The organism is Dysgonomonas sp. UBA7630 (assembly GCF_002483985.1).
Classification (GTDB): Bacteria; Bacteroidota; Bacteroidia; order Bacteroidales; family Dysgonomonadaceae; genus Dysgonomonas.
The window spans coordinates 92,998-112,958 of record NZ_DLIY01000003.1 but is presented as its reverse complement, the minus strand read 5'-3'; the positions used below and the strand labels follow the sequence as shown (position 1 = coordinate 112,958).

The window sequence follows — 19,961 nt, the reverse complement described above, 5'->3', positions numbered from 1 at the left end:
AAGTTTTTTAATAAAAAAGCTTATGGAACTAAATCTGAGGAATCCGCTCATATTCTTTGACTTGGAAACTACCGGAACAGATACGGTGAAAGACCGTATTGTAGAACTATCCTATCTGAAGGTATATCCCAATGGGAAAGAAGAGATGAAGACCAGACGTATCAACCCGGAAATGCCAATTCCGGCAGGAGCAACTGCTATACATGGTATATCTGACGAAGATGTGAAAGACTGCCCGACGTTCAAGCAGATTGCCAGATCTTTGGCCGATCAGATGGAAGGTTGTGATTTGGCAGGGTTCAATTCGAGCCGTTTCGATATTCCTCTCCTTGCGGAAGAATTTCTTCGTGCTGATGTGGATATCGACTTCTCAAAACGTAAAATGATAGATGTGCAGATCATCTTCCATAAGAAAGAACAACGCACGCTCGAAGCCGCATATAAGTTCTATTGCGACAAGAATTTGGATAATGCTCACTCGGCTGAAGCAGACACACTTGCTACTTACGAAGTATTGAAAGCACAGCTGGATAAATATCCTGATCTGGAAAACGATATGGAAAAGCTGGCTGCGGAATTCTCTTTCTTCAACAACAATGTAGACCTTGCGGGTCGTATTATAAGAGACGAGAATGGCATAGAGGTGTTCAACTTTGGCAAACATAAAGGCAAGCCGGTAGCAGAGGTGCTCAAAAGAGAGCCTAGTTTCTATGCGTGGATGATGGATGCCGATTTTCCATTAAACACCAAGCAAGTATTAACTAAGATCAAGTTGAGGGAAATACAAAAGTAATGGCCTCATTCAATGATATTAAAAAGGCTGTCTCTTCTAACAGGGACAGCCTTTTTGATCGTTTAAGCATGGAGCCATCCTTTTGGGACAGCTCCTTAAATAACCAATATCGCTCTTTATTTACAAGAGTTACCTAAATAACTCACCTTATTCTATTACGGCGGCAAATCCTCCGTTTCTAGCCATCTTTATCTGTATCTTATCACCCGATTTTACGTGTGATTCTTTTCTGCGATAGTCCATAGCCTGACGTCCGGCATTGATTCCGTCTTCGAACGAAGTCATCTTATATGATGTTCCGGCATTGAGGAAGTCAAGGCTTATCTCAAGTTGTCTTTCTGTGTTATTTGTCATACCGCCTATATACCACTTATTGCCTTTGCGCTTTGCCACAACCGCATATTCTCCCGCTTTGGCTTCCAGTGCACGAGTTTCGTCCCATGTTACAGGCACATCGGTGATAAATTTGGTACAATCCTCATTTCTGTAATACAAGGTAGGGTTGTCTGCCAACATTTGAAGTCCGCTTTCGAAAATAACGAACAGTGCCAACTGGTAAGCTCTGGTTCCTATGCTTGCCGAGTTAGGGCGATGACCGCAGTATCTTTCGGGTTGCATGCTTATCATTGCTCCCGGCGTGTAATCCATAGGGCCTACAGCATTGCGCATGAATGGAAAATAGACACTATTTTCAGGGGTACAACCTTCCATTTGTTCCATGCCTCTTACTCCTTCGTACGAAAGGATATTCGGATACTTGTACTCGATTCCCGCAGGCTTGAATGAACCATGATAATCAACCAGAATATTGTATTTTGCCGCTTCTTTGGCTATGCGTTCGTAGTAGTTCACCATCCATTGGTCGCTTCTATCCATAAAGTCGATCTTAACACCTTTAACACCCCATTCGCTGAATGTTTTGAATATATCAGGATTGTTTTCTACCACTAACCATGTTAGCCATAGTATGATGCCTACATTCTTTTCTTTTCCGTAGCGGATAAGTTCATGTACATCTACTTTCGGATTAGGAGTATAAGGATCGCGTGTGCTTTTTGCCCAACCTTCGTCCATAATAATATACTCGATACCGTATTTGGATGCAAAATCGATGTAATATTTATAGGTTTCAAGATTGAATCCGGCTACGAAATTCACATCCGGCCCATAAGGCGATGCTTCGTTCCACCATTCCCAACTAACTTGTCCCGGCTTGATCCACGATACGTCTTGCAATTGGCTCTTGGTAGCCAGTCTGTATGTCATTGTATTTTCTATAAGCTGCTTGTCGTCTTTTGTAATGACGAAGTAGCGCCACGGAAAATTTCTTTTGCCTGTTGTTTTGGCTATATAATCCGCTTCCTTTACTATCTTCAAGCTACGGTCGCCATCTTCTCCAAATTCGAGCGGAGCTTTCGGGAATACAAATTGTACTCCGTTTGCTCCATTCCCTTTAAGAAACATGCAAGGATAATCCGACAGATCTGATTCGGATATCAGTATTTTGTATTTTTTCTTTGTATCTATCAATACCGGTAATACAGACATGCGGTCTGTAGCTTTCCACTCATTGCTCTCAACGTGTGTATACGATTCTTCATAGGCTGTTTTAAACCCACCGGGCTGCTGTAGATGAAGTAAATAATTTGCAGGGAAATTGATAGCAAAATCTTCTCCTAGAACTTCTACATCTCCTTTCTTATTGGTTATGAAACGGTAAGCAATACCATCGTCAAAGGCTCTGAATTCGACAGAATAATCTCCTTTGAAAGTGAGCAAGAGCGAATTATACTGATTATTTACAGATGAGTATTTTAAAGGAACAACAGGGGTAAGAACCTCGTTTACTTTGTTTGTTTTTTGCCCCGATAGTTTGGGATTGAGTCCGAGCGTTTCATTTCCGAGGTTCAAACTCAAATGATTATTTTCTAATAATACATCATTGCTATAAGATATTGTGTAATATATCTTATCTGAAATACTAAGAGATACTTTTATCTCTCCATTAGGCGATTGTAATTCTGCTTTTTTCTGAGCGCTTATACTGAATGCAATGCTTAGAAATAGTAATAACAATAGGTTGTGTTTCATGTTTATTATAGATTAATGTTTAGTTTGTTTTATTTGTCCCAACAAGGGATTCGAACGGGCATTTATCTCCTGCTTATATCTTATTTATTCTCTTTTATTGTATATTGGTGAACGCCTGAACCTACAGTATATTCTTTGTCTGCATATATCGTTGCAGTAGATCCGGCAGGAATGGTTACTGAAAGTTTTATCTTATCTCCCTGTCTCTTCCACTCCGATTTTATCAAACCTCTCACAGAATTATATTCGCCCTTAACCCATTCCAAGTCTTTCACAAAATGAGGTCTGATGATTACGTTCTGAAATCCGGGTTGGTCTTTGTCGAGATTGATCCCTGCCAATGTGTTGTACATCCATGCACTGATATCTCCCATAAATATGTGGTTGATAGATGCATCGCGGAACTCAGGACTAAGTGTCCATGTTTCGGCAAGGGTGCTGTATCCTTGTGTTTCTACCCAGTAGCCCCACGATGGAGCTTCGGTCTTGGTTGCCATTTTGTAAGCGTCTTCTACATATCCGTATTTGGTAAGCATAGCAGGAACGGTTTTGCTGCCCAACAGCCCAAAGTCGAGGAAGTAATTATTCCCCGAAACGGTTTTGTGCAAATTGTCGGCAACCAGCTGTTCTTTTCCTTCGGGAACTATTCCTATATACAGGGCTACCGCCTGAGCTGTTTGAGTACCATTGGCATAAACGCCTGTTTCGGCATTGAAGAACTTGTTGTTTATCAGTTTTTTCAACTGCTCTGCTTTTTGTTGATATGGAGTGGCATCTTTTCCTAAGAGTTTGGCAAAGCGTGCCATCAATACATAGTCGTGATAATAGTAGAGCGTTGATGTATAATCGTTCGGTGTTTGAGCTTTGTAAAATACCCAGTCTCCCAATCCAAAGTTCAGGTATCCTCCGTCTACTTCTTTTGTTTTCAGATAATCCAGATATTTGACCATAGTAGGGTAGAGGTGTTCTATGCTTCGGGTCTCGCCATAGTAGTCGTACAGCGCATTGGGAATGATAAACATCGCAGCATCCCAAACAGGCCCCGGCCAGTCGCCGAATCCCCATCCCGAAGATGGAATAATACCCGCAATCACACCGTCTTCACGTTGATTGTCGATGAAGTCGTTCATCCATTTTTCGTACAAGGTGATTCCATCAAAGTTGAGCAACGCCAAGTCGATAGCAACATGTGCATCTGCCGTCCATCCGTTCTTCTCACGTTGAGGACAATCGGTAGGAATACTGTGTAAGTTGCCTTGATAACTTTGGTTTGTTGCCGCCCATATCTTGTTCAACAGGTTGTTTGAACTGCTAAAATTACCCACCTGAGGGATATCTGTGTGCAGGAATAATCCTGTCAGGTTATCCACAGTAAGTGTTACAGGGCGATCACTTTCCACTTCTATATACTGGAAGCCATGATAGCTGAACTGAGGTGTAAATTCTTCTTCTTTTCCTGTACCTTTCAGGATAAAAACATCTTCTTGAAATACTTCTCCTTTTTTCTCAGGGCGATAATAAACATTGATATTGCCTTGCTCGAGTCGTCCGTCTGCTTTTAGTAATTCTCCGTGGCGTAGTTTGAATGTCGTGCCGACTTCTCCTTTTACCGACAAACGGCAAACTCCTGCAATATTTTCTCCTAGATCGAAAAGATATATTTTATCTCCGAATGATTTTACTGATTTTGGCTTGATCTCTTTTACTGCACGGATTCCCGGCATTTGCTGAGCAGTTAATATCGGAGCAGGTTCTTTTGAAGGTTGTACTTTGCTCCACTTAGAGTCGTCAAAGTTGGCAGTGTTCCATCCTGTTTCTTCGAGGCGGGCATCGTACCTGTCGCCACTGTATATATTGTTATATGTATAAGGTCCTATGTTGGTTTTCCACGATTCGTCTGTGGATATGATGTCGGTAGAACCGTCATCGTATACAAGCCTTAGTTCGCTCAGCAAACTAGGGCGTTCGCGCCAGCGGGCTCTTTCGAAGTCCCATACGGCTTTGCTCTGGCAGTTGTAAAAACCGTTTCCGAGAACTGCCGCAATGGCGTTGTCTCCTTCGGTGATAAGATGTGTTACATCGTGTGTAACATATAAAATGCGTTTGTCGAAATGTGTGTAACCCGGATCAAGGAAGTTTTCACCTACTCTTTTTCCGTTTATAAACATCTCGTAATATCCTGTGCCGCTGACATAGACACGGGCTGAAATTAATTTCTTTGTAGTCTTAAATTCTTTTCTGAATAATGGTGCAGGTTCAAACTCTTTGTCGTGCGAATCTGTGATCCATTTTGCCTGCCAATCAGCTTTCGACATTTTAGCCATTTCGAAATAGCTGATAGGTGATGTGTGGGTTTTTCCTTTCTTGTCCCATACTGTTACAGTCCAGTAATAACGAGTATGTGAAGTGAGTTTTGTGCCCCCGTTGTATATAGCACGGGGTGTTGCGCTTTCTATTTTGTTGGAAGTCCATATATCCGCTTTGCCCGAAGCAAGTAGTTCTTCGCTGCTGGCTATATATATTTGGTAAGCTTCTTGCCTGAAATCTTTGGTATCAGTACCGAACACCCATGTGAAACGAGGATGTTCGGCATCGATACCTATAGGGGAATCTAAATACTCGCATTGAGTTTTTACGATTTTAGTGTTTTTTGAAACACTGCCACAAGCACTTGCTAAAAAGGCTAAAATAACGGAAACTGCAATCAGGAGCTTTAGATTCTTTTTCATTAAAGGTTTTATTTTATTGCGTTTAACATATCAATTCTACCTTCGTTTACCTGCTTTAAGATCAATTCGCCAAAAAGTGTGTTTTGCCATGCAAACCATGCGCGGGTAAACTTTTCAGGGTTGTCTTTATTGAACGATTCGTGCATAAATCCTGTTCCGGCATCGGTATCCATAAGCATTTTTATACATCTCTGAATTTCTTTTTCGTCACGGCTAGTGAATGCTTTCATCATGATACTCATAGGCCATATCATATCATATCCGATATGGGGACCACCAATACCTTCCCCTGCTGTTCCTTTGAAGAAATATGGATTATCTTTACTCCACACATATTTTCGTGTGTTCTGATAGATAGGGTCATTAGCATCCATATCTCCTAAGTAGGGCATTGCCAATAAACTGGGCACATTGGCATCGTCCATAAAATACTGGTTTCCAAATCCGTCTACCTCGAAGGCATAGATCTGACCGTATTTAGGATGGTTAAAGATAGCATATTTTTTTAAGGCTGTCTCAACTTCTTGTGCCAAATTTTTACATTTTTCTGCTAACTCAGGCTTCTTGTTTACTGTTGCCAATATCTCGGCTGCTTTTCTTAACGAAGTAACAGCAAAAAAGTTAGATGGAACTAAAAACTGAAATGTTGTGGCGTCGTCCGACGGGCGGAAAGCCGATGCAATAAGTCCTACAGGATTGACAGGGTTGCCCCATCCGTCGTTATTCATGGTATCGAGTTGACGCTCTGTTTTGCGTTGGAACTTGTACGGGCCATTACCATTCTTACGTTGTTGTTCGTGGAATGTTTGTAATACCAGTTCGATCGCTTGCAACCACTCTTCATCAAAGATGCTTGCATCTCCTGTTGTTTTCCAGTAATGGTATGCCAAGCGTATCGGGTAGCAAAGCGAGTCTATCTCCCATTTGCGTTCGTGTAACTCCAGCTTCATATCCGTCATGTCGCTCATCCATTGGTGATCGGGATTCGGGTCGTGCGGATCAAGAAAAGCATTGGCATATGGGTCGATAATGATACATTTAAATTGTCGGCGGATAACTCCGGCAAGCATTGCCTTCAGTTCGGGATCACTGTTTGCCAATTGCACATAAGGCCACACCTGAGCGCCTGAATCGCGAAGCCACATAGCGTGTATATCCCCTGTGTACACCACAGTGTCGTCTTTGCCGTTGGTTTTGCGATAGCGGACAGTGGTGTCCAGTGTGTTTGGAAAACAGTTTTCGAACATCCATGCCAGTTTCGGATTTTTGATCATTTTCTTAATCCGTACTATCTCACTTTCTACAGCCTTCGATTTGAATAATCTTTGATCAACGGGTGGACGGTTGCTTTTAAAGTCGGTAGGAACGTTATAGCTTACCACCGTATTATCCTTTCGGATAGTTATGTCATGAGCCGCCGCTTTTCCTCCCATTAGTAATGTTGCAGCCGCTACGGCGCATAATCCAATGTTTTTCTTTCTTTTCATGTCTTCTTTATGTTGATTTTTTCATTTATTGATAGATGCAAGCTTGCCATACATTTCTACCATTGCGGCTTGTGTAAGCAACCACTTTTTCTCATCTTTTTGCTTTCCGCTCCAGTCTGTATTGAACAGTCCGTTGCCTTCACGCATGTTGTTCCATGCATAATCCATATTTTTTTGGAAAGCATCTATATATGTTTTGTCATTATCCAAATGATATAATTCAACAAATCCCCTAAGCATAACCGCAATAAACCATACATCGTTTTTCTTCAACAGTTTGAATTGTTGTCCGTCAGAAGTCGTAAAATCTGTAAAGAAATAATTATATGCAGATTTTGCAATGTTCTGGGCATCGGTAAGATAAGCCTTGTCTTTTGTGAGCTTATACAACAAAGATGCAGATTGTAGCATCTGCCCGCTATTGTATGGAAATTTAGCCTCACCTATTTTTCCGTCCAGCCTTATGTTGTCAAAGTACAAATAGTCGGAAGGGTCTTGCAGGTGTTTTTTTGTCCACTCATACAGGGTTTTCCCTTGTTGAAAATAAGTGCTGTCTTTGGTTGCCTCAAATAGTTTGAGCGCAAACACTGCTCCGGGTGCATTGGAACATGTGTTTTTTGATTCTCTTTTTTGTTCGCACCAATAGATTCCGCCACCCAGATTATAATCGATACCGCTGGCTACGAATTGCCATATCATTTTGGCCTTTTGCAGATACTTGTCTTCTTTGGTTAGCGTGTAAGTATCTGTAAAGTCGATACCCAGCCATACATTGTCGTCATAAAACCGATCGGACTGAGGTGCAGTGTTTATATATGACGCATAAGCAGGTGGATTCCTCTTTTGATCGAAATACTCTTCCAGTCCGGGGAGTACTTTCGAATCAAGGATTTCCTGATATTTTTTATCCTTGGTTGTTTCAAACAAGGCGTTTACAGCAGAGAATGTTCCTGAGTAAGGCCATAGGTACGAATATTGGTTCGGAATATTCGCTTGCTCTTGCGATGCCAGATACGTAGCCGTATACTTGTCATCGAAAGGATAGTTTTCACGTAGCAACCGGGTATCGGGTGCCGAATAATTTTGATACAGAGAGTCCAGCGTTAGCTGGGCTCTCTGTAGATTAGAACTCGTATTGCCTTTGTCTTTTGGGCTACAGCCTATTGTGGCAACACTAATTGCAAATAAAAAAATGTACGTAAGTTTCATTATCTTTTACTTTTTCAAATTCTCGTATGCAGCTTTTGCCTCTATCAGCATACAACCACTGGCTTGTGATGTAAGTTGGGTAAAGCTTACCGGAGAAGAGTCCCACGAAGAACCAAACAGAAGGTTGTCTTCATACTCTCCTTTTTTGTATACACCGGTAGTCCAAAGTACATAGGCATTGTTGTTTAAGAAAGTGACAAATTTATGACGGTATGCTTCATCCAAGTCGTTAACTTTGATAAGCTCGAGGAAGTAGCGCATGAATATTCCTTTAAACAGACCATTGTCTCCCGTTCCTTCGTCTCTCAATACATTGCTGCTTGAGTTTATAAGCGTAGAGATGGTATAATTGGCTGCTCTTTTTGCATCATTCAAATATACGATATCTTTGGTAATATTATACAATTCTACTCCTGCTCCCACGTAAGTACCTTCGTTGTATGTAAGAGCAGAGCCTTTCACTTCACCCGATTCTACAATGATATTGTCTTTCACCTCGCCTGTCGAAGATACTACCAGCGTTTGTTTTTGCCAGTCGTATATTTTCTTCGCCCATTCGAGGTCTTCTTCGTTCTCAGTTATTTGATACAGACGTGCTCCGATGATGGCTGCGGGAGCATTTGAGCAAGCATTCTTTGTAAAGGCTACCCACGATCCGGTGCACCATCTGATACCACCGCCTACGTCTTCAGACCATGCATCTTTGATCCAGCCCCACAACTGTTGAGCAGCATTTAAGTATTTTTGATCTTTTGTGATATTATACAGGCGGATCATAGTCAGTGCGTTCCACTCCATATCATCGACATAGGCATTCTCGTAAGTATTTCCGTTTTTTATCTTCACGCCCACAAACCATTTGTCGAAGTAAGCACTGTATTTACTATCGTTTGTGCGCAGATAAGCATCTATCACTACATCCATTGCATGAGCATTGGGCCAATAGTGGAATGTAAGTTCCTTGTCGTCGTTTCCGTAATTGAAATAGTTGCCTGTTTCGTTCCAGAATTTATTTATCAAAGCATTAGATGCACTATCGGCTGCGGCATTCCAATCGTATTCTATCAAAGTTCCGTACGAATACTCATCCTTGGGATCGTTGCAAGATGATAGGGCTAGCAAAACTAATGCTATAAACCCGAAATATATATTTTTCATAAGCTTCATATTCTTTATATCTAAGGAGATTGACCCTACGGTTTTCTTTCGGGTCAATCTTCCCGATTAATATCAGATTTTATTTATCAGAGAGAAACCTCATGAGTATAAGTATCTCCGGCCATTTTTACAGTAAGATTAACGGTTTTTCCATCAAAGTCGCTTGCAAATTTCCATTTGTGATCCCATTGAGATATAGAAGTGTATATAGCTAAGTTGTAATAGCTGGCTGTTCCCGAAGGTGTACCATCTTCATTGGCATTAGCCGGACCCCAATCTTCTTTAGACTCTGTACCTTTCGAATCTTTGAGTGATACTCTGAATTTGTAACGTTGGTCTCTACCCCACGATTCTTGTTTGAATGTAACAGGACCTGCTCCTTTCCAAACACCTTTTCCTTGGTAAGACAGTTTCCATTCAACACTATTTGTTGGGCAGAACCAGAATCCTACTTCTGTAATTTCCACTGGGGTAGAAGCTGAAGCTGATCCGAAATCAATTTTGATGCGATATACACCATTCAATGTATTGGCTGTACCTTCAGTACCTTCTTTTAACTTACCGTCTGCAATATAATATTCAGCAGGACTTCCCGATTTGGAGTCTACAAATTTGTATGTGCCACCTGCAACAAGTTTAACATAGACTTCGTACTCACCTTCTCCCAAACGGTGCATTGGCAGAGCATTGCCCAAGTCGCTTCCTACCTCAGAGCCTTCTCCTGTGATGAAAACCTGTCCCGGATCTTCCAATCCTTCGATTCTTGTAACTGTAATCTTATTGCTTACTTTGCTTATTTTCTGGTTAATACCTCTCGATGAAGCTACAGTCCAAGCCAAAGTTATTGTTTCACCCGGTTCGGCTCCTGCTAATGCTGCTACTTTGTTTAATATTTTGTGAGAGATATCTGCTCCGCTGGAATATCCGTTAAGATCTGATGAAAGTACGAAAAGTGGGCTTGAAAAATCTCCTCCATCTTTATCAAAATACACTTCATACAAAGGTGCACCGCCATCTTGGGCAATGGCAGGTTCCCAAGAGAAGTAAAGAGAACCGCTTGATGTAAGGTTTATTGCTTTTTCGGTAGCCGGCTCATATAGCTTTTTTACTTCGGTAACATCTGCGTTTTTAAATTCCATGTCGTCTGTTCCGCATGCAGACATTAGCATAACAAATGAAAGCAATACGAATATGTTGTAAAATATCTTTTTCATAATAGTATGTTTTTTCTATTTAATTAATCTTTAGGTTATTTATTCGGAGTAACCGGGATTGTTTGGTTTTAGATTCGGGTTCTTAACTATTTCTTCGATAGGCACCGACCATAGATAGTCTTTACCTTCATTGAATTTTCTTGAATCCAATGTTATATACGAAGAATTGTTGTTTGCGAATTTAGCTCCGTTCACTACTCCATTCAGATATTTTGTTCCTTCTTTCCATCTTACGATGTCGTAGTAGCGCAGTCCTTCGAATACTAGTTCTATGCGGCGTTCGCGGTGAATTAATTCACGCATTTCGGCTGTAGATAATGTAGAAGGATAATTCAAGGCACTGGCTGCTGTAAATCCTGCTCTTGTGCGGATTTTCTTAATGGTAGCATCCCATACCGATTGGTTCATCTTGTTTTGTTCGAGCATTGCCTCTGCGTACATTAATAAAACGTCGGCATAACGGAACATGATAATATTGTTCTCTTGTGCATAGTCTTTTAATGTTTTTCTGGATTGCGGATCAAAATACTTGCGTGTATAGTAACCTGTTACCGACTTGTTGGAGCTCACACTTTCCCAAGAGTCTTTGGTTCCTGTTCCATAAGCAGTACGTATAGTTGATACTTTTCCGTTCTCATCTACCCAATTGAATCCATCATAAACAACACTTGCTGTCAGGCGCGGGTCTCTGTTGGTATATGGAGAGCTTGGATTATATGCAGGGTCTTTACTGATTGTATAACCATTGATTGTCCAATAGTCGTCTACAAGTGCTTGTACCGGTGCACATGAGTTTAAGAAAGCTCCCAAAGTCATTGGTACGCGTGCATACATCTCAGTCCATGTGCGGTTTGTAGTTGCATAGCCATAGTCGAGAATAACCTCGTTGTTATACTTGTTTTGAGATTGGAACAAGCTTTCATAATCGCCAAACAGTTCGTAAACACCATATTTGCCTTGCTGATTGATAAGCATATCGGTATATTTTTCGACCATTGGCCAATTGTTTTCATACAGATAAGCTCGTGCTTGGAATGCAACAGCTGCAGCATTGGTTATACGTCCTTTGTTGGTTATCGCACCTTTTGAAGGCAGTATGTCAATGATTTCGTCGAGTTCGTCATGTACAAACTGCAAAACAACAGACTTCTGTGTGCGTGATATGGTCTTCGCCTGAGCCAGCGTAATGTCTTCTGTGAAGAAAGGAACGTCACCGTAGAAATAAGCCAAGCGGAAGAATAGAAAGGCTCTGATGAAGCGAATCTCTGCTTTTCTTGTTGCTTTAAGGTTTTCGTCCATACCGGGTACACGGTCTACATTCTCTAAGTATTTATGACATGTTTTGATGCCTTCATAAGCCCATTTCCATTCGCTGGCAAATAGCCCGAGAGAAGGTGTTGCCAAGCCGTTACGGATTTTACGAGGATCGTTGTCATCTCTGGCCTGAATAACATTGTCGCTCAAGGCTTCGTCTGTCCACATTTTTCCTGCACCATACATTTGGTTGTATGCCATATTGACCAATAGTTCTGAATTTTCAACTGATTGCCAGTATGTTTCATCTGTATGCTTGTCGTAAGGCATTTGGTCGAGGTTGTTACACCCTGTGAATATAAACGCTCCCATTGACAATAAGAACAGATATTTTATTATATGTCTTTTTTTCATTTTTGTATCGTTTCTTTTGTTAGAATTCAATGTCTAATCCAAAACCAAAATACTTGAGGGTAGGATAGTTACGTGCACTATTGGCATTTCCTCCCATGTTTGAATCAAATTCGGTAGATTCGGGATCGATCCAAGAGTTTTTACTTAATGTAAACAGATTCTGAGCATTTACATATGCACGGACTCTTTGCAACATCAGTTTATTTGTCAGGCTTTTAGGGATGGTATATCCTAGTTGTATATTTTTCAGTCTTAGATATTTTCCGTCAAATCGGTTGATTTCCGACCCCATACCATAGTTGTTAGAATTGGAAACCGATCCTATTCCTGCCAAACGAGGGTAAGTGGCATCGGTATTTGTTGGAGACCAAAAGTCTAGCTGATGTTTGTAAATAGCATACGAATAATTGGAGTGGAATGGTTCTACCAACTCGCCACGGACCATCATATCACGTTTTCCAACACCTTGAATAAAGAAGTTAAAGTCAAAGCCTTTCCATTCTAGGTTGTAAGTGAATCCGAATGTGTAACGAGGGAATCCATTTCCTAAGACGAAACGGTCTTTTTCGTCGATCACCCCGTCGTTGTTACGGTCTACATATTTTACATCGCCCGGGCGAAGGTCTGAAGATGAAATACCTGCTGGTAAGGCTGATGTTTGGATTTCTTCCATTGTTTTAAAGTAGCTGTCGATTTTATATCCGTAATAAGAACGGAATGGTAGCCCTACTTCTTTCATTATGAAGTATTCGTCAGCTTTCGAAATTTCCCTACCTCCTACAAGTTTTGTGACTTTATTTTGAGAATCTCCTATATTTCCCGAAAAATCATGAGAAAACTCTCCTGTTTTCAGATGATAGTTTAGTGTAATTTCCCAACCGTGATTTTTCATTTCTCCGATGTTTTCGGAGCTAAGAGATGTTCCAAATACAGTAGGTACTTGTGGTGCTAAAAGGATATCTGATGTTGTTTTGTGGAAATAATCGAATGTTCCCGATAGAGCTCCTCTAAGGAATGAGAAGTCTGCTCCGATGTTGAATGTTTTTGATTTTTCCCATTTCAGGTTCTCATTACCAAATTTATATCCTGCTCCACCTACAACGTCATTGTCAAATGCGTACGTGTTTGAGTATAAACTGTAGGTAACAAGGGTTTGATACGGATCTATATTTTGGTTTCCTAAGATACCATACGATCCACGAATTTTAAGATCACCCAGTTTGTCTTTATAGAAGCCCATGAATGATTCGTCGGATATTCTCCATCCCAAAGATAAAGAAGGGAAGAAGCCCCAACGATTTGCTTTCGCAAACTTTGAAGAACCGTCTTCACGGAAACTGAATTCAGCGTAATATCTCTCCAAATAATTGTAGGAAGCACGTCCGAGTACAGAAGTAATACTTTCTTTTCTTCTGCCTTCAAGCGAAGACTTTCCTGATTCAGGAGTTTCTGTCGGAACGCCTAAGATAGGGTCTGTATTAATGAATTTTACTTCATTGCTTTTGAATGTATACGACTCGTTCGTTGCTCCGAACAACAGGGATAGATTGTGAGAATTGTTGAATGTCTTTTGATAATCCGCCAAAAGCTGGTAGTTCATCAAGCGTTTATTCTCATTGTAATCTTCTGTATTCCTCTTAGCATTCATTTTCATGTCGGGGATTGTATTGTTCTCGTTGTTATACAAATCCACCTCTTTTCTTCTAATGAAACGATGATAAGCGTATATATCAGCTCCCACAACTCCACGCAATTTCAATCCGTCGATGATTTTTACTTCAAGATTAATGTTTGCATTAATGTAGTCGGTATTTCCTTTCTCGTATCCCGATTCTTTTAATCCTGCCAATGGGTTTTGGTCAGTAAGCAAGCTATTTACAAGATACTTGCCATTGTCGGCTTGCATTTTAGTCCAGTAGTATGAAGGTATACGCGATGAGTTGATAATCGCATTTCCATCAACCGATTTCTTTCCGTCGTCGCGGGTATATGATAAGATTGAAGAAAGCTTGAATCGTCCTACCTCTGTCGAAAGATTTGAGCGCAGATTGTAACGTTGTTTACCGTAGTTAGGTCCAACAAAGTTACTCTTCTGATCAAAATACGCTCCGGAGAATAGGTAAGTTGTATTTTCGTTACCACCCGAAACGCTCATATTGTACGACTGTTGCATTGCCGATTGTATAATCTTGTCAAAGTTCCAGTACTCTTCGCTTCGGTGATCGTATAGGTCACGTACTTCTGCGGGTGAATACATTGCGCTTTGCCCTACATTTGTCAATGACAGGTTCTTCAATATCGCATTTTGATATCCTTCTACCGGTCTGTACAAAATGGTAGGGTCTTGTGTACCAAGCTGCATTCCGAGACGAACGGTAGGGCGTTGATTTTTCTTCCCACTCTTGGTTGTAACCAATATAACACCATTTGCAGAACGTGACCCATAGATGGCAGCCGTTCCCGCATCTTTCAGTACCGAAACATTATCAATATCGCCGGGGCTTAGTTTGTTCAAACTGGAGTTGTCGGTTACTAATCCATCGATAACGATCAGAGGAGAATTGTTATTCATGGTAGATAGCCCTCGAATGTTGATATTCATGTTGTTGTCATTCGGGTCCATGCTGCGTTGTTGGATTGTCAAACTAGGTGAAGCTCCTTGTAAGGCTTGAGTAACATTAGCCACCGGACGTTCTTCTATCGTTTTTGCCTTTACCTGATCAACGGCACCCACTGCGCTTTTGCGGGTAGTAGTACCGTAACCGATCACAATAACTTCATCCAGAACCTTTTGGTCTTCCTTCAGTTTTATCTGAAAGTTGGAGTTGTTTCCTACTGTAATATCTTGTGTCAAAAATCCGACATAGGATATTTGTAATACATCATTTTTGTTACACGAAATAGAAAAATTACCGTCCAGGTCGGTCATTGTTCCATTTGTTGTACCTTTTATTACTACACTAACACCAACAAGAGGCTCTCCTGTTTCATCTTTCACAGTTCCTTTTACTGTGTTTTTTGCAGAAGGTGATTGTTGATGCTCATTAATATTGCCAGTCTGGGCATTTAAGATGCATGGTGTCCCAATAAATAACAGGGACAAGACTAAACTGACAAAGTTTTTTTTGTACTTTCTCTTAATCATACCATAGTTAGATTTAAATAAAAGATTGTTTTTGATTAATTCGCTTTAGGTCTAAATTTGAAATAGACATTCTGAGCATTTTGATTAAATTAGATTTGGATTAGGTTGATCACTCTTTAGGTTATATTTTTCATTTTTACAGGTTTTAGAGGTTAGTGGTATTAGTCATCTTTTCCGAAAGCAAATATATCTTCTTCTTAAAACCTGCAACAATTGCAGAATATTAATTCTGGAGCCATGTCATAAATCTATACTACATTGTCTCAAATCTATATATGTGGCTTCTGTTAATGCGGATTTGTTTCTCGTTTACTATCTGTAAGATATTTATCTTTGTCATAATCTTATATCAGAATTAGGACAAAATACATCCATGAAAAAATTCGTGTTAAACGCTTCATTTTTTCTGATCGGTCTTATATTGTGTCAGAATATAAATGCATATAATCTCCGCCAGATATCCAACCATGATGGATTGTCAAACAGTGCGATACTTTCTATTTGTCAGGATAAAGACGGCTTCTTGTGGTTTGGCTCTTGTGATGGTCTCAATATGTTTAACGGTCTTAGCATTCGAGTATACAAACCAACGGATGAGAAGAACAACTTGTCGGGTAATCTTATCGAAAATGTATTGGAAACAGAGGATGGTATTCTTTGGGTGTACACAAACTATGGGCTCAACAGGTTGGATAAACGCACTAAAAAGATTGATTCTTTCAATCAGTTCAAAGGGCGCTATTTGATACAAAAAGATAAGAACAACCATATCTGTATTATCAAAGAGGATGATTGTATTTATTATTATAAAAAGGAGACCAAAACCTTTGAGAAGATAATATTAAGAGGATTGAGATATGATGATATTCTCAATTTTGTGATCACTTCCGATAACAAGCTTCAGGTGTTTACAAGAGATCAGTCTAATCCGGCATACCTTATAAAAGAGAGTAGGGAAGGCGATATAAAGCTGGAAAAAGAAAAGCTGTTTTCTCACAATGAAGATCTCCTTTATTGTTTCTACGAAAGAGGTATTGCTGATATCGTCTATTTTATAGATAATACTTACACTTTGTATGAATACCATTTCGCCGATAAGAAAAAATACTATGTCAGGAATCTGAAAGAAATAATACAGAAGAATGGCGAGATATCTTCGGTAATAAAACATCACAACGATTACTTTATCGGATTCAAGACCAATGGGCTGTTGAGATTGAAATATGTATCCGATAAGCTCGATAATTATCAGCCTGAAGATATAGGAATCAAATCGGGTATTTTCTGTTTAATAAATGACCGCTATCAAGATTTGGTTTGGATAGGTACCGATGGACAAGGGGTATATATGTATTCGAATGATATGTACTCGATCAGGTCTGCGGTGTTCAATACGTTTACGGCGAATATCGAAAAGCCGGTGAGAGCTTTGTTTTTGGATAAAGAAAAAACACTGTGGATAGGTACAAAGGGGGATGGGATTGTGAAAATAAAGAATTATGATTTCAATCAAGCTCCTTCTAAATTCTCACTCGAATATAGCAATACAGGAAATACTGCACTCACCGATAATTCTGTATATGCCTTTGCGAAGAGTAAGAAAAATATACTGTGGATTGGTTGCGAAGAAGGACTAAGTTACTATTCGTACAGCGACAGGTCGATAAAGCGAGTGCCGCTGATAGCCAACGGAGAACCTGTAAAATACATACACTCCATCTGTGAGCTTAACGACTCTACGCTATGGCTGGCGACAGTGGGTACGGGGATTGTAAAAGTGTCAGTTGCAGGCACTCAAAATGCTCCTGTATTCAAAAACGCAAGCCGTGTTACGATAAGAGACGGGAGAGACTCTCAGAATTATTTTTTTACAATCTATCAGGAAAACGATTCTATTTTATGGTTCGGAAACCGTGGATATGGTGCATATAGCTTGAATACAAATCAACATAAACTAGATACGCTTGTGCCCGACAAGGGGATAAATCAAACGCTAAATGATATATTCTCCATTATCAAAGATTCGAACAATGCATTTTGGTTTGGTACCAGTTTTGGTTTGGTTAAGCACGTTTCGGGTAGAAGCGACAAGATATTTAACGAAAGAAACGGCTTTCCGAATAATACCATTCATGGTATATTGGCCGACGAGAGAAATAATCTTTGGCTGAGTACTAATAGAGGAATTATCAAATTTAATATAGAACAAGATAATTTTCAAACATATTCAAATCTCAATGGCTTACAAATTATAGAGTATAGCGATGGGGCTTATTTTAAGGATGAAGAATTCGATATCTTATTCTTTGGTGGCATCAATGGCTTTGTGGCTATCTCGGAGACGGGTATGGCTCAGCCCGAGTATTTTCCTCGCATTCAGTTTGACAATCTGATGATTTTTGGTCAGGAGAAAAATATATTCGACTTCTTACAGTCGAATGGAGAAAATGAGACGCTTGAGCTTAATTACAATCAAAACTTCTTTTCTATATCTTTTACTGCACTCGACTACGTAAACGGGAATAATTACACATATTATTACAAACTGGATGACCTGAGTAAACAGTGGATTGATAATGGAACGTCTAATAATATTTCGTTTACAAGTTTATCGCCGGGAGAATACACATTGTTTATAAAGTACATGAACCGTCTTACCGGCAAGGAAAGCCCCGTATATTCGATTACAATAAAAATAACACCTCCGTGGTATCTATCCCCGTTGGCGTATGTGTTGTATGCAACAATGGTGATATCCGTTATATATTTGCTTATACGAGCAGCTATCATAAAAGACAAGAAGAAAAAATATAAGGCGATGATGAAAATAAAACAACGTCATCAGGAGGAAGTACACGAGTCTAAGCTGCGTTTCTTTACCAATATCGCCCATGAATTTTGTACTCCACTGACGCTGATATATGGCCCTTGCAACCGTATCTTGTCGCATGCCGGGTCCGATAGTTTTGTGAGGAAATATACACAGCTTATACAACGGAATGCCGAACGCCTGAATGACCTGATTCAAGAACTTATCGAGTTTAGGCGGATCGAAACCGGTAATAAATCTCCTCAGATAGAGCCGCTCTCGATCACAGATATAGCGCATGATATAAGCGACTCGTTCAACGACTTGGCCGAATCGAAAAACATACAATTCAGCAAGGATATTGAAGGCTCTTTGATTTGGAATTCAGATCGGGGATTCGTATATACCATTTTGTCTAACTTGGTATCGAATGCATTCAAATATACGGCTATCAATGGGTTTATACAGGTTGAAGTATATCAGGAGAACGATGAGCTGTTGATGATTATATCCAATACAGGGAAAGGAATTAAAGCCGAAAATATAACAAGGATTTTTGACAGATATAGTATCCTCGACGACTTTGAGAATCGTGAAGGCAAGAGAGAGTTCTCCCGCAATGGTTTGGGATTGGCCATCTCTTATAGTATGGTAAAGCTGCTGGATGGCACGATTGAGGTAAACAGCATACTCGATGAGCGTACCGACTTTATTGTGAAACTACCGCAAAAGGAAGTTTCCGATGTGCTGATTGATAAAAATCAGGCCTTACCCGAAATCACTATCAGAAAAGATTATGAACCGATGATGGAGCTTCCGAAATATGCATTTGATAAGTTGAAGCCAACAATCTTTATTATCGACGATGATGTGGAAATCTTATGGTTTATCAGTGAGATATTTGCCGATGAGTATAATGTAATTCCTATAGATAAACCATTGCTTGTAGATGAGATGCTGACACAGATACATCCTAACATTATCATTTGTGACGTTATGATGCCCGGCAGGGATGGAATCTCTCTTACGAAGGAAATAAAATCGGATAAAAAGACAGCACACATTCCGATGATATTGGTTTCGGCAAAACATACAATAGAGGAACAAATAGAAGGTTTGTCATCGGGCGCAGAGATGTACCTTGCCAAGCCTTTTAATGCAGACTATTTGCGCACATCTGTAAAGCATCTTATTTCGCGCAAAGAGACGCTGAAGGACTATTTCAGTTCACCGTTAAGTGCATTTGACCTATCCGAAGGTAAGATGACTCACAAGGAGAATACAAAGTTTATTCAGGATATCTACAATATCATCGAAAAGAATATAATGAATAGCAAACTCTCGGCTCAGTTTATTGCCGCAGAACTGAATATGAGCCCACGTCACTTGTATCGTAGGTTGAGCGAAGTAGAAAGTGATAGTCCCGCAGATATGATACGGGAGAGCCGTTTGTACATAGCCCGAAACTTATTGCTAAATACTAAAATGACAATTGATGAGATAATTTATAAATCGGGATTCTCCAACAGAGCCACCTTCTTCAGGCAGTTTGCTCAAAAGTATGGGTGTACACCTAAGGAATATAGAGATAGGGAAATGTATGATGTGTAGTGTGAAAATATAAAGTAAAGTCACAATAAAAAAGCTCTGATAAAACT

The 19,961-nt window shown here is 40.1% G+C and carries 10 protein-coding genes; 2 read left to right on the top strand and 8 right to left on the bottom strand.

The features are described 5' to 3' along the window. Positions 1–22: 22 nt before the first annotated feature. Positions 23–793: a 3'-5' exonuclease gene (locus tag B3P17_RS01215; protein ID WP_135104567.1), complete on the top strand. Its 771-nt coding sequence runs from the start codon at positions 23–25 to the stop codon at positions 791–793. 147 nt (positions 794–940) lie between these two features. Here the strand turns inward: B3P17_RS01215 and B3P17_RS01210 are convergent, their stop codons facing one another. The 8 genes from B3P17_RS01210 to B3P17_RS01175 form a co-directional block, all read right to left on the bottom strand. Further along, positions 941–2,884: a glycoside hydrolase family 97 protein gene (locus tag B3P17_RS01210; protein WP_291102736.1), complete on the bottom strand. Its 1,944-nt coding sequence runs from the start codon at positions 2,882–2,884 to the stop codon at positions 941–943. Between the two features lie 80 nt (positions 2,885–2,964). Then, positions 2,965–5,613, bottom strand: a complete 2,649-nt coding sequence (locus tag B3P17_RS01205) for an alpha-L-rhamnosidase (RefSeq protein WP_291102733.1) — start codon at positions 5,611–5,613, stop codon at positions 2,965–2,967. 8 nt (positions 5,614–5,621) lie between these two features. Next, the gene (locus B3P17_RS01200) at positions 5,622–7,100 is read right to left on the bottom strand and encodes a glycoside hydrolase family 125 protein (protein ID WP_252638401.1); all 1,479 of its coding nucleotides are present in this window, start codon (positions 7,098–7,100) and stop codon (positions 5,622–5,624) included. A 21-nt stretch (positions 7,101–7,121) separates the two neighbouring features. Then, positions 7,122–8,309, bottom strand: coding sequence for a glycoside hydrolase family 76 protein (locus tag B3P17_RS01195; RefSeq protein ID WP_252638400.1), 1,188 nt, complete (start codon positions 8,307–8,309; stop codon positions 7,122–7,124). 6 nt (positions 8,310–8,315) lie between these two features. After that, on the bottom strand, positions 8,316–9,467 hold the full coding sequence (locus tag B3P17_RS01190; RefSeq protein ID WP_252638399.1) for a glycoside hydrolase family 76 protein: 1,152 nt from the start codon (positions 9,465–9,467) through the stop codon (positions 8,316–8,318). An 86-nt stretch (positions 9,468–9,553) separates the two neighbouring features. Next, on the bottom strand, positions 9,554–10,681 hold the full coding sequence (locus B3P17_RS01185) for a SusE domain-containing protein (RefSeq protein ID WP_252638398.1): 1,128 nt from the start codon (positions 10,679–10,681) through the stop codon (positions 9,554–9,556). A gap of 39 nt (positions 10,682–10,720) precedes the next feature. Further along, positions 10,721–12,349: a RagB/SusD family nutrient uptake outer membrane protein gene (locus B3P17_RS01180; protein ID WP_252638397.1), complete on the bottom strand. Its 1,629-nt coding sequence runs from the start codon at positions 12,347–12,349 to the stop codon at positions 10,721–10,723. A 19-nt stretch (positions 12,350–12,368) separates the two neighbouring features. Further along, positions 12,369–15,494, bottom strand: a complete 3,126-nt coding sequence (locus B3P17_RS01175) for a SusC/RagA family TonB-linked outer membrane protein (protein ID WP_252638396.1) — start codon at positions 15,492–15,494, stop codon at positions 12,369–12,371. 373 nt (positions 15,495–15,867) lie between these two features. Here B3P17_RS01175 and B3P17_RS01170 point away from each other — a divergent pair, with 373 nt between their 5' ends. Continuing rightward, a complete protein-coding gene (locus B3P17_RS01170; protein ID WP_291102692.1) occupies positions 15,868–19,914 on the top strand; it encodes a two-component regulator propeller domain-containing protein in 4,047 nt (1,348 codons plus the stop codon). The last annotated feature ends 47 nt before the right edge of the window (positions 19,915–19,961 follow it).